Origin of the sequence: Corynebacterium sp. TAE3-ERU16 (assembly GCF_019209935.1) — a bacterium.
GTDB lineage: Bacteria > Actinomycetota > Actinomycetes > Mycobacteriales > Mycobacteriaceae > Corynebacterium > Corynebacterium antarcticum.
This window is the reverse complement of sequence record NZ_JAHUTN010000007.1, coordinates 131329-147336: the sequence shown is the minus strand read 5'-3', so window position 1 is coordinate 147336 and position 16008 is coordinate 131329. Positions and strand designations below refer to the sequence as shown.

The window sequence follows — 16008 nt, the reverse complement described above, 5'->3', positions numbered from 1 at the left end:
GTGTCGGCGTTGTTGTCGACAAGCGGGGGGCGCCGCCCGCGGCGTAACATCGCGGTCCCCCCCGCACTCCCGGGCGTGAATCCGGCCCCCCCGGGGGGGCGCATCGCAGGGACTGGTAAATGTGGGGGCGTCCGGTCGCCGCCCCCGTCCCGTGCGCGGCGACCGGACGACTGGCCGTGTAGCTGATTCTATACTTCGGTGAAGACGCCGATGAGTCGCTCGGCTTCGGCGCTCAGTGCCTCACGTCCCGCCTTGATGTACTTGCGGGAATCCGTGACCGACGGGTTGTCGTCCAGGAATTCACGCACGGCACGGGTGAAGTGGCCGTTGAGGTGCGTCGAGACGTTGATCTTCGTCATACCGGCACGGATGCCGCGCTGGATCTCCTCGTCGGGGACACCGGAGGAACCGTGGAGCACCAGCGGGACGCCGGCGGCGTCCTTGAGCTCGCCGATCAGGTCGATGTCGAGGGATGCGGTGCGTTCCTGCATGGCGTGCTCGGAACCGACGGCGACGGCGAGGCCGTCGACACCGGTGTCGGCGACGAACTGCTTCGCCTCGTCCGGGCTGGTGCGCACACCCGGGGTGTGGGCGGTCTTGCCGCCGATCTCACCGAGCTCCGCCTCGACGGTCGCGCCACGCTCGTGGGCGTAGCGGACGACCTCCGCGGTGTTCGCGATGTTCTCCTCGACGCTCAGGGTCGAACCGTCGTACATGACGGAATCGAAGCCGAGGTCGATGGCCTGCTTGGCGAGATCGACGGACTCGCAGTGGTCCAGGTGGACGGCGATCGGAGCGGAGGAAGCCTCGGCCAGCGCGATCATGGCGAGGCCGATGGGCTCCAGGTTGTCGCCGTGGTAGCGGACGCAGTTGTGGCTCATCTGCAGGATGACCGGCTTGCCGGCCCGCTCCGCGGCGGAGACCAGTGCCTCGGCGGTCTCGAGATGGATGACGTTGAAGGCCGCGGCGCCGATCTTCTTCCCGGCTGCGTCCTTGACGATGTCGAAGGTGTTGATTCTGGTCATGGTTTGGGTTCCTTCGTGTGGGGGTGTCAGTTGGTGCGTTCGTCGATGATCACGGTGTCGGCGAGTTCCCGCCACCGTTCGCTGATCACGCCGGCGGTGTCCTCCAGGACGGCGGCGGCCGACCAGGCGGTGGCGCGGCGGAGCAGTTCCCCACGCTCGAGACCGTCGATGAGGCCGGTCGCCAGTGCGGAGACGAGTGCGTCGCCGGCACCGGTGGGGTTGCCCGTCAGGGGTTCGGGGAGACGCGCGCGGGTGCTGCCCGCGCGGTCGACGGCGAGCAGGCCCTCCTCGCCCATCGACACGATGACCAGCCCGACACCCAGGTCGAGGAGCTGTGCGGCACCGGCCTCGGGATCATCCGTGCCGGTGGTCGCCGCGAGTTCGGCGGCGTTCGGCTTGACGACGTCCACCCCTGCGCGACAGGCGGCCTTCAGGTGGGCGCCGGCGCAGTCGACGATGATCCGGGCGCCGGCCTTACGGGTGCGGTCGATCATGGTCTCGAGGACGCTCTCGTCCGCGCCGGGAGGCCAGGAGCCGGACACCGTGACGGTGCTGCCCGGGTGCGCCACGAGCGTGCGCTCGAGCTGATCCGCCAGCTGCGTCCAGATCTCCGCCGGGTGCCGGTCACCCTTCTCGTTGATGATGCTGGTCGCGCCATCGTCGGTGGTGTGGATGGCGAAGGTCTCCCGGAGGCGTACCGGTGTGGGGGTGAATGCCGCCTCGGGGGAGGCCTTGCCTTCGGCGGGGACGTGCCCGGGGGCGTCGTCGTTGACCGGTCCGAGCATGACCGCCGGGTACCCCTCCGCAGCGGCGACCGCCGCGACGTTGACCCCCTTGCCGCCGAGTTTGCGCTGAGCGGTGTCGATGCGGTGCGTCTTCTCGGGGACGAGGCGGTCCAGCGTGATCGTCACATCGAGGGCCGGGTTCGGGGTGATGGCGACGACGGCGGCGGTTGCGCCGGTGTCTGCGGTGGGTCGTGTACTCACGTGCTGATCCTTCGTGTCGGGGCCAGTGTGGTTACTTGAGGATGACCGAGCGGGTCAGGTTGCGCGGGTGATCCGCGTCGAGTCCGCGGGCGCGGGCGGTGGCCAGGGCGATCCGGTGGACGCGGACCAGGTCGGCCATGGGGTCGATGTCCTCGTCGATGAAGGTGGCGCCGGTATCGGCGACCTGGGCCGCCAGACCCTCGGGGGCGGGGCCGAAGTTCCAGGTGATGCGGCCCTCGGAGGCGATGGCGATCGGTCCGTGGCGGTATTCCATGGAGCTGTAGGACTCGGTCCAGGCCTGGCAGGACTCGCGCATCTTCAGGGCGGCCTCGGTGGCGAGGCCGAGGCGCCAGTCGGTGCCGAGGAAGGAGTACTGCTCGGCGTTGACCAGCTTGTCGTCGAGATCGGCGGCGAGCACCTCGCGGGCCTGCGCGATGGAGCGCTCGATGACGGAGCGGTCGTCGATGGAGGCACGCAGGAAGGTCAGTGCCGTGGTGGCGAAGCGGGTCTGGACGACGGACTGCTCGTCGGCGAACTCCAGGTTGATCACGTGATCGGCGAGTTCCGCGACGGGGGAGTTCTGGTCGCCGAGAACGGCGATGGTGCGCATGCGGTCCCCGACCTGCTTCAGCAGATCGATGATCTCGCTGGTGGTGCCGGACCGGGTGATCGCGATCAGGACGTCGTAGTCGCGGTCGAGGCGGGCCTCGGTGGCGGTGTAGGCGTCGGTGACGCCGTGTCCGGCGCTCTCCCGGAGGGCGGCGTAGGCCTGAGCCATGAACCAGGAGGTGCCGCAGCCGACGACGGCGACGCGCTCGCCGGACTTCGGGAGGACGGAGCGCTCCTGCTCCATGTCCAGGGCCTTCTGCCAGGTGTCGGGCTGGCTGGTGAGTTCCTGTTCCATGTGGGTGCCGAGTGCACTGCTCATGTTGATCGTCTCCTAACGAAAAGACTTCGGGTGGCTGAATCGTTGCTCTGTGGCGGTAACGGCGATCCGCATCCTCTTCGTGGTGCGCGACGGCTGACGGTCGGCCAGCCCGTCGGTGAGAGAAACTCAGCGGATTGTCACCCTCGATGATTGCAGATGATTGAAAACCTGTCCACCCAATCGTCAAACGATCAGAGATATTTCACACTCGGGGGTGGGATCTTTGGCTGAATTTCAGCCTCATGGTGACGCCTGACGCCCCATGTTGTCCCTTGTGATACAGGTTATGCATTTGTGATAAATGCAGGTAATACGCCATAAATCCGGCATTTTACCCCCTGGGAGGGTGTGATCCCGGCCTGTCCAGACTGTTCCGGGGTCGGGGGGAGGGCGTATGACGACACTGATTGAAAATGGAGAATAAGGCTTGCGGCGAGCAAAAACGCTCAATACCATCAGTGTTGTGACAGGCACACAGTGCGTATTGAGAGGGCTGGCCCACAGTCGGAACTCTTGATCTTTGAAGATGGAATCCGCACGGCGGGTTCCGGAGACTGGAAACAATCACAGAAACATCACCGGAGGATGAGGACACAATGACCTTCAAACCCGATGCGGTCGCCGCGAAGCAGACTGCCGCCGACTGGCGTGAGGCCATCCGCCTGGTCGGTGGGCTCTACGAGCGCGAGGGAATCGCAACCAGCGAGTACGCCGAAGCGATGATCAACGGTGTCACCGAGTTCGGCCCCTACATGGTGCTCATGCCGGGGTTGGCCATGCCGCACGCGAAGTCCGCGGCGGGCGTCAAGCGCGCCGGTACCGCCGTCGTCACGCTGTCCACCCCGGTGGAGTTCGGCAGCCCCGCCAACGACCCCGTCGATGTGCTCGTCTCCTTCGCCGCCGGCGACAAGAAGGGGCACATGGAGATGATCAAGTCACTCGCCAACGTCCTCTCCGACGGTGACCTGATCGACCGTGTCCGCGCCGCGGAGACCGACGAGGAGCTCGCCGCCATCTTCACCGATCTCTCCGACGACTGACAGCTTCACCCGCTCCACACCAGACATCTCAAGACACCAACAGTAAGGACCCCACAATGATCTCCATCGCAACCGTCTGCGGCATGGGCCTCGGAACCTCCATGATGCTCGCAAGCCAGATCCGTACCCTCCTCAAGGGCGAGAACATCGACGCCCAGGTTCAGGCCATCGACCTCGGCTCCTTCAAGTCCCAGCCCTCCGACATCGTCGTCACCACCAGCGGCATGGCGAGCAACGTCCAGGGAACGAAGTCCATCGTCGTGCTCATCGACAACCTCATCGACAAGAACGAGGTCCGCACAAAGGTGCTCGACGCCATCAACGAGTTCAACTCCAAGTAATCCCCCCGCCCATTCCACACAGATCGGTTCAGAATCATCATGAATCCCGTTCTAGATTTCATCGTTCAGCTGATCCAGATCCCCGCCGTCATCGTCGGCGCGATCGCGTTCATCGGACTGATGGTCCAGAAGAAGCCCACCGGCGACGTCATCACCGGAACGGTGAAGACGGCACTGTCACTGCTGATCATCGGTGGCGGCGCCGGCGTCCTGGTCAAGGGCCTCGCCCCCATCCAGAGCATGTTCGAGATGGCGTTCCCCACCTCGGGAATCACCACCTTCGTCACATTCGATGAGGCCGTCGTCTCCGCGGTCCAGACCTCCGGTGTCGGTACCATCGGTTCCGAAATCGGCCTGACCATGCTGTTCGGTTACATGTTCCACCTGTTCCTGGCGCGTGTGACCCCCTGGCACTACGTCTACCTCACGGGCCACATGATCTGGGTCCACGCCGGTGCATTCACGATCCTGATGCACTCCCTCGGCTTCAACCCGTTCCTCACGGTCTTCACCGCGTCGCTCCTGGTCGGCTTCTACTACACTCTCGCCCCGGCCATCGCACAGCCCTTCGTCCGCAGGATCACCGGCGGCAACGAGGTCGGTTTCGCACACGGCCAGACCCTGCTGAACGTCCTCTGCGGCTACCTCGGCATGGTCGTTGGCAACAAGGAGAAGTCCACCGAGGACACCCAGCTCCCCGAGAAGCTCTCCTTCTTCCGTGACGTCGCGGTCTCCACGACCATCGTCATGACGATCGTCTCCCTGCTGTCCGCGACCGCCGCGGTCATCTCCGGTGGCACCGGTGCCTTCCAGGCCGCTGTCGACGACGGCGGTATCTCCGACGGCCAGAACTGGATCGTCTTCGCCCTGCTCATGGCGCTGCAGTTCACCGCCGGTATGCTCATCCTCCTCTACGGTGTCCGCATGCTGATCGGTGAGATCGTCCCCGCCTTCGAGGGCATCTCGCAGAAGGTCATCCCGAACGCCATCCCGGCCCTCGACGTCCCGGTCCTGTTCGCCTTCGCCCCCAACGCCCTGCTCGTCGGTCTGATCTCCGGCCTCATCGGTCAGATCGCCGGTATGGCGCTGTGTGTCGCGCTCGGCTGGCCGGTCCCGATCCCGTCGATGATCGTCGCCTTCTTCGCCTCCGGTACCGCCGCGATCTTCGCGAACTCCACCGGTGGCCGCACCGCCGCCTGGCTCGGTGGTTTCCTCTGGGGCTTCCTCGGCTGGATCCTCATCTCCTACGCCTTCAACATGCAGGTCTTCGGTGACCTCACCGAGTTCGGCGCGGAAGGCCTCGGCTTCACCGTCCCGGACGCCATCGTCCCCGGCATCGTCGTGGACGGAATCGGAAAGCTCTTCGGAGTCTGATGACCCCCTCCGGTGCCCGGGGTGGAACCCCGGGCACCGGTCCAGGGCGGCATCCGATCCGCCCGCCCAACGTTTCACGCCCCCCAAGCTCAACCAGAAAGAAGGAAGAGAAAAACCATGTCAGACCTTCTCAACACCTACTTCGACGAAATCACCGCCCTGCTCGCGAAGATCCGCGAGGAAGAACTCCCCAAGGTCGAGGATGCCGCGGACACCATCGCCGACAAGGTCATCGCCGGCGGCCGCATCTTCGCCTTCGGTGCCTCCCACTCGTCCCTGCCGGTCCAGGACATCGTCTACCGTGCAGGTGGTCTGATGCTCATCAACCCCCTCTACGGCCCCGGCATCGAAGCCCTGACCACGCGCCCCACCACCCTGGGCTCCCAGATGGAGCAGATGCCCGGCTACGGTGAGGTCCTCTTCAACAACTCCCCGCTGAAGGAGGGCGACGTCCTCATCGACGTCTCCGTCTCCGGCCGCAACGCGGTCCCGGTCGAGCTCGCCCGCTCCGCCAAGGCGAACGGCGTCTTCGTGGTCGCGCTGACCTCGCAGAAGTACACCGCAGCGGTCGACTCCCGTGTCCCGGACGGAACGAAGCTCCTGGATCACGCCGACGTCGTCCTGGACAACAAGGTCGATCCCGGTGACGCCGTGCTCTCCCTCGAGGGCATCCCGCAGAAGTTCACCCCGGCCTCCGGCGTGACCTCCACCGCGATCCTGCACAGCCTCTCCGCCGCGATCATCGAGAAGCTGCTCGCCAAGGGCTTCTCCGCACCGGTCTTCCTGGCCGCCAACCTCGACGGTGGCGCCGAGTGGAACGCCAAGCACATGGCCGAGAACGCCGACCGGATCTTCTACCTCAACTAGCGCGAACCGTCCACGGACGGCCCGCGCAGGGTCAACAAGGACCGTCCGTCCCCTTTCGATCGGAAAGCGGACGGACGGTCCGTAGGTACACTAGAACTGATACATTCCTCGACCGGTACGCCGATCCCCGAACCGGTGCCCGGTCAACCGCACAGGTGCCCCAGTGGCACCGCACCAGCAAGGAGAACAACATGAGGAAACTCCCGCTGAAGAAGACGATAGCCATCCTGGCCGTCAGCGCCGTGAGCCTTCCGCTCTACGGTTTCGTCGGATCGTCGAGCAGCTCTCTCGGATCGAGCTACCCCGATTACGGATACGACTGGTTGGACGACGCCCACCGCGACGGCTGGGAACTCCAGTACGAGGAGACCTTCGACACCGCCCCCAACCTCGATGCGGTCCCGTGGGTCCAGGACACCTACGGTGAAGACAGCCCGTGGAACGTCGACGAGTTCGACGACGACGGCATCTACTTCCAGCACATCGGCGGTCCCTCGTTCCAGCGTGCACTCGACAGCTTCAAGCTGCTGCGCAAGCATGTCGAGATCGGTGAGAAGGGCTGGCTGACCGTCGAGATGGGCACCCGGGACATCAACCCCGACGGCTCCAAGGCGACCCCGCCCACCCTCGAGGTCAAGAACGGTGCCGCCAAGATCAACGTCCCGTGGGACGGTGGCCTGATCTTCACCTCCACCGATCCGTTGCCCAGCCAGTACCGCGTCGAGTACGAGCTCAAGACCCTCGATTTCGGCGGCAAGCGACCCGGCGGGGAGAACAACGGATGGGACTACGACGGCAAGACCAACGGCTACGTCCCCGGCGAATGCAAGACCAACTTCCCGTGGACCCGCAAGGGTGACTACAGCCAGGGCGGTGCCGACAAGGTCGACGGCTGCGCGAAGCCCTGGGGCAACGTCACCGCGGAGAACGGTTACTACCTGCTGTCCATCATGGACTACGCACACCCCGCACCGCACAACAACATCTTCATCCACAGCCACCGCAAGGTCGGCATGGACATCTACTCCGTCAACGGCGGCTGGGCCCGCGTCTACAAGGCCTGCAACCCCGCCACCAAGGAGATCTTCCCCTACACTGAGTCCAACGGCAACGGTGTGAACGAGATCTTCTTCGACGGCAGCGCCTGGCGTGACAAGGCCTTCGCCTACAACCAGTTCATCATGCCCACCGAGTGCGGCGTGAGGGACGGCTCCGACAAGGACGCGACCATCGTGTCGGCGGTCGAGCTGCAGCCCGAGCTGATGCCGGACGAGACCTACAGGTTCGCCATCGAGCGCACCAAAACAGGCTACGTCCAGGAGATGAGCGGCAACTTCAAGAACGTCGGTCAGCAGACCTACCGTTACGAGCGCCCGTTCATCAGCGAGGTCAACGGTCGGGAAACCTCCATCTGGCACTACAACCAGACCCCCGGAGAGTACGACGGTCGTTTCAACGAGACACTGACCTTCGACGAGGGTAAGTACGGTTCGTTCGAGAAGGAGATGTGGCCCGCAGGCTCGGCGTACCCCGACAACTTCGTCATCGGTATCCCGCACCTGAACTACTACGAAGGCTCCGCCACGGTCGACAACATCCGGCTCTACACCCCGGAGTAGACCGACGGCGACCATCCGGCGGTGATCACCGCTGAACGGCACACCCGACAGACCCGCGGCCCCGCCTCACGGTGGGGCCGCGGGTTCGTCCATTCATTCCCCGACCTCACCGGACCCCCGTGTCACCCTCAGTAACCGGGAGATGCGACGGCCCGATGCGATCCGAGCGAACGGAGAACCTGCGCCCGGTCGTCGGGGAGTGTCCGGGCGGCGACGAGGTCCCGTCGTGCGACGCCCGCCGGAGCGGTGACCCGCACCGTCGCCGTCGGAGCCGGCGGTCGGCCGCGACGGTGGCCGAAACCTGAGGGGCGCCGCGTCCGGGACCGGGTCAGCGGACCCGGTTGCGGTTGTCGGCTGAAGCCATGGAGACCGCCGAGAGGGACTTCCTGTTCACACCACGCCGGGTGAAGTAGACGAGATAGACGAGCCAGCCGATGGCGGTGACCGCCAGGAAGGACACCATGCGGTAGACGAAGACCGCGCCGAAGGCGTTGGCGCCGGTCATGCCGACGGCGACGAGGGTCGCCGTCATGGCGGCCTCCACGGGGCCGAGGCCCCCTGGTGTCGCCTGCACGGTGCCGGCTATCTTCGCGGTCACGTAGGCTAGCGTGACTCCGGCGACCGTGGTGTGGTCGGGATCCGCGTAGACGGCTGGGAACACCCCGGTGACCGCCCACACGCTCGCCCAGAGAGAGACGATGTCGAAGCACCAGTTGAGCAGCGACCAGAGCGCGACGACCGCGAACCGCGGCACCGTCAACCGGACATCGTGGAGCTGGTGCACGTGACCGAGAATGTCGTCGAGTCCCGCGTCGCGGTCCCGTCGCCGCAGTCTGTTGAGACGGGGCCACCACCGGCGGACCCACCGGGCCACGTGGCGGGGGTTGTCGGAGGCCCAGTAGACGGCCCACGCCAGCAGTGACATGACGGCGAACGTACCGATAAGGGACACCAACGACAGGTCGGCGCCGAGGATCACGATCGCGGACACCCCGAGGGCGACGAGCCACATCGTGGACAGGGCCCCGGAGAGCACGATCTGCCACGAACAGACCATGACCCCGGCGCCCCACGAACGCATGGTCTGGTACTGGAGGACGGTGGAGAGCGCCTGACCCCCCGGAAACGATGAGGACCAGGCGTTGGACGCGAAGGTCAGCGCGTTCGCGTCCCGGCGTCTGACCGGAACGCCTCCGGCCCTGAGGAGCAGGCGGAGGACGGCGGCCATGGCGTACAGCGAGGCGACGGCGGCGAGCAGCGCAGCCCCGACCCCGATCGGTTCCGCACGGCGCACCGCGGCGAGCCCCTGGCTGAAGAGGTCGGTCCGGTCACGGAGGAAGAAGACGGCCAGTGCGATGAGGATGAGCGGGGTGAGCCACCTCACCCAGGGGTTGCGGCGGAGCTTGCTCAACCTCCGGATCATCTGCCGGTTCCCCGATCCAGCTGGGGTTGGTCGTCGTCGGCCTCCAGGCGGGCGAGGAGCTCGGGGAAGGGAATCAGGGCGTCGTCCTCGCGGACGGTCCTGCCGTGGCGCGCGGCCTCACTGCCGCCGATGACGACCGCGTGACCGACGGGCAGTTCACCGGGGGCCGGCACGGAGGTGGGGACCTCCGATCCGTGGCCGATTCGGGCCGTGGCCTTCTTGATGAACAGCGGCGCCCACCAGTTGTCCTCGCGCAGGAGGTGCATGACGGCCGGCACGAGGAGCATCCGGATGATGGTCGCGTCGAGGACGAGGGCGGCGATCATGCCGAACGCGATGTACTTCATCATGACGATCTCGGAGAACCCGAAGGCACCGCAGACGACGATCATGATGACCGCGGCGGCGGTGATGATGGAGCCGGTGTGCGCTGTGCCGTAGCGGATCGCCTGGTCCGTGGTCGCGCCCCGTTCGCGGGCTTCGACCATCCGGGAGACCAGGAACACCTCGTAGTCCGTGGACAGGCCGTAGATGATCGCCATGATGAGCACGAGGACCGGGCTCATCAGCGGGCCCGCGGAGTAGCCGAGGAACGAAGCTCCGACGCCGTCGACGAACATCGCGGTGAGGATGCCGAGGGTCGCGCCCATCCCGAGGATGGTCATGATCACCGCCTTGGCGGGCAGGATCAGTGACCCGAAGGTCAGCGCCATGAGGATGAAGGTGGCGATGACGACGTAGAGCGCCATCCACGGGAGTTTCTCGAAGAGCGCCTCGATGGATTCGACCTCGAGTGCCGGGGTACCGCCGATGTGGACCTCGACCCCCTCGGGGACGTCGATCTCACGGAGCTTGTCGACGACCGAACCGTTCAGGCTGCGATCGGTGATACCGGCGGCGAGAACGGTGGTCCCGTCCTTGGTGGGCGAACTGGGGCTGAACCGCCCGGTCAGACCGGGGACGGAGTTTGCCTGCTGGTAGACCTGCACGAGCTGCTCGTTGGTGGCGCCGGTGACGACGAGCTTGATGGGTTCGGTCCGGAAGGCGGGGAACGTCGAGTCGAACTCGGCCTGGGCCTGCCGGACCTCGTTGGCCGGGGGCAGGTAGGTTTCGTTGATGCCACCGAACTTCACGCCCGCCAGCGGCAGGGTGAGCAGGAGGAGCCCGGCGACGATCGCCAGCGTGACGATCTTCGAGTGCCGCATCGCCCACGCGGGGACCCGCCCCCAGAAGCCCTGGGTGACGTCCTCCCCGGCGTGAGAGGTCCTGCGGATGGCGAACTTGTCCACGCGCCGCCCGAGCAGGCCGAAGATGCTGGGCAGCACGGTGATCGACAGCAGTGCGGCGAGGCCGACGGCGCTGATCGCACCGTAGGCGACGGATTTGAGGAACGCCTGGGGGAAGATGAGCAGGCCGGACAGTGCGACGGCGACCATACCCGCGGAGAACACCACCGTCTTGCCGGCCGTCGCAGTCGTCGTCGCCACCGCGTCCGGGATGTCTGATCCGCGGTCCAGTTCCTCGCGGAACCGGGACACCATGAATAGCCCGTAGTCGATCGCCAGCCCCAGTCCGAGGAGGGTGACCACTGACTGGGCGAACACGTTGACCTGTGTGAACCCGGCGAGAATGGAGAGGATGCCGAGCGAACCGAGGATCGAGAGGACACCGACGATCAGCGGCATGGTGGCGGCGACGATCGATCCGAAGACGATGATGAGCAGCAGTGCCACCGCGGGCAGGGCGTAGACCTCGGCGCGGGAGACGTCCCCGGCCATGCCTTCGTCGAGGGCGTCCGCGACAGCGGTTGATCCGGCGACGGACACCTCGAGGCCGTCGGGGAGACCGTCCGGGACGAGGTCGTCCTCTACCGCCCGGAAGTCCTTCAGCGTCTGTTCGCCGTCGCCCTTCAGCCCGATCGCCGCGAACGCGGTGCGGTGGTCCGCGGAGACCAGCTGTCGGTTCCGGGTCTTGTCGAAGTAGCCGGTGACGTGACTGATCTCATCGGGATGCTCGGCGCGGAGGCGTTCGAGGTGCTCCGCGATCGCGGTGAACGTCGCCGGATCGTCGACGGTGCCCCCCTCGGGGGCGCGGACGAGGAGAACGACGTCGCCGTTGTTGTCCCGGCCGAAGGTCTCGAGCTCGATCGCGGCCGCCCGGGAGGAGGATGAACCGGGATCGTCCCAGCCCTCCTGGCTCATCCGGTCGTCGAGGCGCAGCCCGAACAGGACGTAGAGCGCACAGATCGCGGTGAGCACCACCAGCGGAACCACGCGGCGGTACCGGTAGGCGAGTCGTCCCCAGGTTGTGAACACGGTGGCCTCGACTCCTTGTCTTCGGTCTCGGAGGGATGGAACAGTCGGTCGGGTCAGGAACGGCCGGACAGGAGCGCCGACAGCGGGCGGAAGGGCTGCAGCCAGGCGCCGCCCTCGGGGAGGGAGTCCAGGGAGATCCGCGGCAGCGGTTCGCGGAACACGCCGGGGATCTCCTCGAGATCGATGAACTCGATGGTCTCCGAGCTCACCGCCCATGATGCGTGCTCGTGGAAGCCGATCACCGTGACGGGCATCTCGGCGGCCAGCTCCTCGAGCGTCTCGCGGAAGTTCTGTCCGTCGGCGCTCGCCACGACGAGGCCGTTGAGGATCCCCTCCTCGTGTCGACGGCGGATGTGGGCGAGCATGTCGGGATCGACGTCGGAGTCGTCGTCGGTCTTCGGCTTCGCGAACACCGCGAAACCGACGTTCCGCAGTGCCTCGACCCAGGGGCGGACGACATCGGAACCGCCGGGAGCGACATTGGTGAACACCGTCGCCTCAGGCTCCAGATGGAATCCGAGCTCCTCCGAGCGGATATCGGCACGACCGAGGAGCCAGCGGCCGATGGCGTCGAAACGCGGTCGGTACACGGCGGTCGGGCGCCCCCCGAGGATCGCACCCAGGCCCATGTCTAGGTTCGGTGCGTCCCAGACCAGCAGGAGAGTCTGCGGGCCCGGATCCGTCGTGTTGTCCGCGTGCTCGCTGTAGTTGTGCGTGTGATCGTGGTGGGCGTTATTCATTGGAGGGTCTTTCGCTGGTTATCGGGTCAAGGGAGAAGACGGGAGAAGTCGCACTCACAGGGGGCGCTGCCACAGGAACTCGGTGATGTGGTGGTCACGGTCGAGTCCCTTGCCCTCGAACTTCGTGATCACCTGTCGGTCAACCAGTTGCGGGCAGTCCGGCCACGGCCATCCCCGGTACTCGAGCTGCGGTTCGACGTCGACGAGATCGGAGATCCATTCCGCGTAGTCGGCGTGATCCGTCGCGACGTGCAGCACACCTCCGGGTTTCAGTCGACCGGCGATCAGGTTCAGTGGTCCGGACTGGATGATGCGGCGTTTGTGGTGCCGCGCCTTGGGCCAGGGGTCCGGGAAGAAGATCCGCACCCCGGCGAGCGACTCCGGCGCGATCATGCGGTTGAGCACCTCGATGCCGTCGCCCCGGATCATCCGGATGTTGTCGATGCCGCCCCGGACGGTCGCGCCCAGCAGTTTCGCCAGGCCCGGCTTGTAGAGCTCGACGGCGATGACGTTGACGTCCGGTTCCTCGACGGCCATGGCCGCGGTGGAGGTGCCCGTTCCGGAGCCGATCTCGAGGATCGTCGGGGCGCTGCGTCCGAACCAGGCGTCGGTGTCGATCGTCTCGTCGACGAGGACCTTGCCGAGTCGGGGCCAGTGCTCGTTCCAGAGGCGCTGCTGATTGTCGGTGAGAGTGCCCCGGCGGAACGTGACGTTGCCGAGGCGCGGGTAATCGAGCCCGTCGTCGAAGACGGACTGGAGGCGGCGACCCGGGGGGAGTTCCCCGAGATCGCCGGGGTTAGGGGAATTATCGGTACTAGACATCCCCCCCAGTTTGCCTGCTGTGCCGGACAAACTTCAATACACGCGCCGGCGTCCGTGGCCGCCGTCCGGTCGATGCTCGGCCAGCGGACGGGACGCGGTGACCCGCGACACGGGCACCGGGAAATGCGGGCGACCCCAGGTGGGGGTGGGCCACTTTCGCCGAAACGGACGGATCGTACCTAGTGGGAGAGGGGGATTCGGGGGTGTTGAACTGGTAATGACAAATGTGGTCAGCGTCTCAATGCGAGTCGCTGCGAGGTATCGGCACCCGGGCTACGCTGGACGATGAGAAGTCTGCCGAACGACAGAAGATGTCAGGAGTAAAGATGACCGAGTCAACAATCCCGCGCCTTGAGGGTGCACTGCCCACGAAGAACGAGGAACTGATCCGATGGATCTCCGAAGCGGTGGAGCTGTTCCAGCCCGAGCGGGTCGTCTTCGCCGACGGTTCCCAGGAAGAATGGGATCGGCTCGGTGCTGAGCTCGTCGAGGCGGGCACCCTCATCAAGCTGAATGAGGAGAAGCGTCCGAACAGCTACCTGGCGCGTTCCAATCCCGCGGACGTCGCCCGCGTGGAGTCCCGGACATTCATCTGCTCCGAGGATGAGTCAGGTGCCGGTCCGACGAACAACTGGATGGATCCGGCCGAGATGAAGGCCGAGATGACGGAGTGCTTCCGGGGGGCCATGAAGGGCCGCACGATGTACGTCGTCCCGTTCTGCATGGGCCCGATCAGCGACCCGGACCCGAAGCTCGGCGTCCAGTTGACGGACTCCGCCTACGTCGTGATGTCGATGCGCATCATGACCCGCATGGGCACCGAGGCCCTGGAGAAGATCGGGGATGACGGCAAGTTCGTGCACGCCCTGCACTCCGTCGGCGCGCCGCTGGAGCCCGGCGAGGAAGATGTCGCCTGGCCCTGCAACGACACGAAGTACATCACCCAGTTCCCGGACACCCGTGAGATCTGGTCCTACGGTTCCGGCTACGGCGGAAACGCCATCCTGGCGAAGAAGTGCTACGCCCTGCGTATCGCCTCCGTCATGGCCCGCGACGAGGGCTGGATGGCTGAGCACATGCTCATCCTGAAGCTCACCTCCCCGGAGGGCAAGGCGTACTACATCTGCGCGGCGTTCCCCTCCGCCTGCGGCAAGACGAACCTGGCGATGCTCGAGCCCACCATCGACGGCTGGACCGCCGAGGTCGTCGGCGACGACATCGCGTGGTTGAAGTTCGGCGAGGACGGCCGTCTCTACGCGGTCAACCCGGAGAACGGTTTCTTCGGTGTCGCACCCGGAACCAACTACGACTCCAATCCCAACGCCATGAAGACGATGGAGCCGGGCAACGCCCTGTTCACCAACGTCGCGCTCACCGATGACGGTGACGTCTGGTGGGAGGGCCTGGAGAACAAGCCCGAGCACGCCATCGACTGGAAGGGCAATGACTGGACCCCGGACTCCGACGAGCCGTCCAGCCACCCGAACTCCCGCTACTGCGTCCCGATCTCCCAGTGCCCGGTCGCGGCGGAGGAGTTCGACGACTGGCGCGGTGTTCCGGTCTCCGCGATCCTGTTCGGCGGTCGGCGCCCCGACACCGTTCCGCTGGTCACGCAGGCCTTCGACTGGAATCACGCCACCATGATCGGAACCCTGTTGTCCTCCGGTCAGACCGCGGCCTCCTCCGAGGCCAAGGTCGGTGCCCTGCGCCACGACCCCATGGCCATGCTTCCGTTCATCGGCTACAACGCCGGCGAGTACCTGCAGCACTGGATCGACATGGGTGAGAAGGGCGGCGACAAGATGCCGCCGGTGTTCCTGGTCAACTGGTTCCGCCGCGGCGACGACGGTCGCTTCCTGTGGCCCGGATTCGGCGAGAACAGCCGCGTGCTGAAGTGGATCGTCGACCGGATCGAGGGTCGTGTCGAGGCCGACGAGACCGTCGCGGGCCACACCGCCCGCGCCGAGGATCTCGATCTCACCGGACTGGACACCCCGCGTGCCGATGTCGATGAGGCCCTGACCGCTCCCCCGGAGCAGTGGGCCCGGGACATGGAGGACAACGCCGCCTGGCTGGAGAAGCTCGGCCCGGCCGTCCCCAAGGAGGTCTTCGAGCAGTTCGAGGCGCTCAAGGAGCGCATCGCGAAGCATTCCGGGAAGTAGCACCGGACAGTCCCTCGCCCGGGGGTCACCGACAGCATCCTCTGTCGGTGACCCCCGGGCTTTGTCGTGCCGTGGTCGAACATCTGTAGGCCCATTAATTCTGATGGTTTTTAAAACGGTTTATAACCGATCTTTTGTGCACAGATATCGCAAATAGGTTTGATCGGGGTTTGTGACCGCGTTCCCGGTTTATTTGGTGGGGTAGTGGGGTCCGGATTCCGCTCCCCCACTTTGTTTTGCGAGGTTAAGGGCTTTTTTATGGACCGGAAACTTTTGGTAGAATTTCGCAGGGTTGCTGCCAGGATTCTGTAAGGTAACGGTGGCATTCCATTCGAGTTTCCTCCGGATGACCGCCGGAACGAAACG

Annotated in this window: 13 protein-coding genes; 6 read left to right on the top strand and 7 right to left on the bottom strand. The window is 65.7% G+C overall.

Annotated elements, in window-relative coordinates:
* Positions 1 to 188 precede the first annotated feature (188 nt).
* The 3 genes from KRX55_RS08825 to KRX55_RS08815 are packed head-to-tail and all read right to left on the bottom strand — an operon-like array spanning position 189 to position 2939.
* Complete coding sequence (locus KRX55_RS08825; protein WP_218407377.1) at positions 189 to 1025, bottom strand: class II fructose-bisphosphate aldolase; 837 nt, start codon at positions 1023 to 1025, stop codon at positions 189 to 191.
* A gap of 26 nt (positions 1026 to 1051) precedes the next feature.
* Complete coding sequence (locus KRX55_RS08820) at positions 1052 to 2011, bottom strand: 1-phosphofructokinase family hexose kinase (protein ID WP_218407376.1); 960 nt, start codon at positions 2009 to 2011, stop codon at positions 1052 to 1054.
* A gap of 31 nt (positions 2012 to 2042) precedes the next feature.
* The gene (locus KRX55_RS08815) at positions 2043 to 2939 is read right to left on the bottom strand and encodes an SIS domain-containing protein (RefSeq protein ID WP_218407375.1); all 897 of its coding nucleotides are present in this window, start codon (positions 2937 to 2939) and stop codon (positions 2043 to 2045) included.
* Positions 2940 to 3535: 596 nt separating this feature from the next.
* On the opposite strand from KRX55_RS08815, the gene KRX55_RS08810 reads away from it, so the two are divergent.
* The 5 genes from KRX55_RS08810 (at position 3536) to KRX55_RS08790 (ending at position 8180) form a co-directional block, all read left to right on the top strand.
* Positions 3536 to 3979 (top strand): PTS sugar transporter subunit IIA, encoded by a 444-nt coding sequence (locus KRX55_RS08810; RefSeq protein ID WP_198739197.1) that lies wholly within the window; start codon positions 3536 to 3538, stop codon positions 3977 to 3979.
* Positions 3980 to 4035: 56 nt separating this feature from the next.
* Complete coding sequence (locus KRX55_RS08805; protein WP_198739198.1) at positions 4036 to 4320, top strand: PTS sugar transporter subunit IIB; 285 nt, start codon at positions 4036 to 4038, stop codon at positions 4318 to 4320.
* Between the two features lie 39 nt (positions 4321 to 4359).
* Entirely contained in the window at positions 4360 to 5694 is a 1335-nt protein-coding gene (locus KRX55_RS08800; protein WP_200256279.1) for a PTS ascorbate transporter subunit IIC, read from the top strand.
* A 117-nt stretch (positions 5695 to 5811) separates the two neighbouring features.
* Complete coding sequence (locus KRX55_RS08795) at positions 5812 to 6561, top strand: sugar isomerase domain-containing protein (RefSeq protein ID WP_200256281.1); 750 nt, start codon at positions 5812 to 5814, stop codon at positions 6559 to 6561.
* A gap of 191 nt (positions 6562 to 6752) precedes the next feature.
* Positions 6753 to 8180, top strand: a complete 1428-nt coding sequence (locus KRX55_RS08790) for a hypothetical protein (RefSeq protein ID WP_218407374.1) — start codon at positions 6753 to 6755, stop codon at positions 8178 to 8180.
* A gap of 328 nt (positions 8181 to 8508) precedes the next feature.
* Here the strand turns inward: KRX55_RS08790 and KRX55_RS08785 are convergent, their stop codons facing one another.
* From KRX55_RS08785 to trmB, 4 genes are read right to left on the bottom strand one after another with little or no spacing between them, the layout of a single operon-like run.
* The gene (locus KRX55_RS08785) at positions 8509 to 9591 is read right to left on the bottom strand and encodes a lysylphosphatidylglycerol synthase transmembrane domain-containing protein (protein WP_255567701.1); all 1083 of its coding nucleotides are present in this window, start codon (positions 9589 to 9591) and stop codon (positions 8509 to 8511) included.
* Between the two features lie 8 nt (positions 9592 to 9599).
* The gene (locus KRX55_RS08780) at positions 9600 to 11918 is read right to left on the bottom strand and encodes an MMPL family transporter (protein ID WP_218407372.1); all 2319 of its coding nucleotides are present in this window, start codon (positions 11916 to 11918) and stop codon (positions 9600 to 9602) included.
* 53 nt (positions 11919 to 11971) lie between these two features.
* Positions 11972 to 12658, bottom strand: a complete 687-nt coding sequence (locus tag KRX55_RS08775; RefSeq protein WP_218407371.1) for an NYN domain-containing protein — start codon at positions 12656 to 12658, stop codon at positions 11972 to 11974.
* 54 nt (positions 12659 to 12712) lie between these two features.
* Positions 12713 to 13480 (bottom strand): tRNA (guanosine(46)-N7)-methyltransferase TrmB, encoded by a 768-nt coding sequence (trmB, locus tag KRX55_RS08770; protein WP_218407370.1) that lies wholly within the window; start codon positions 13478 to 13480, stop codon positions 12713 to 12715.
* A 326-nt stretch (positions 13481 to 13806) separates the two neighbouring features.
* On the opposite strand from trmB, the gene KRX55_RS08765 reads away from it, so the two are divergent.
* Entirely contained in the window at positions 13807 to 15642 is a 1836-nt protein-coding gene (locus KRX55_RS08765) for a phosphoenolpyruvate carboxykinase (GTP) (RefSeq protein ID WP_218407369.1), read from the top strand.
* Positions 15643 to 16008 lie beyond the last annotated feature (366 nt).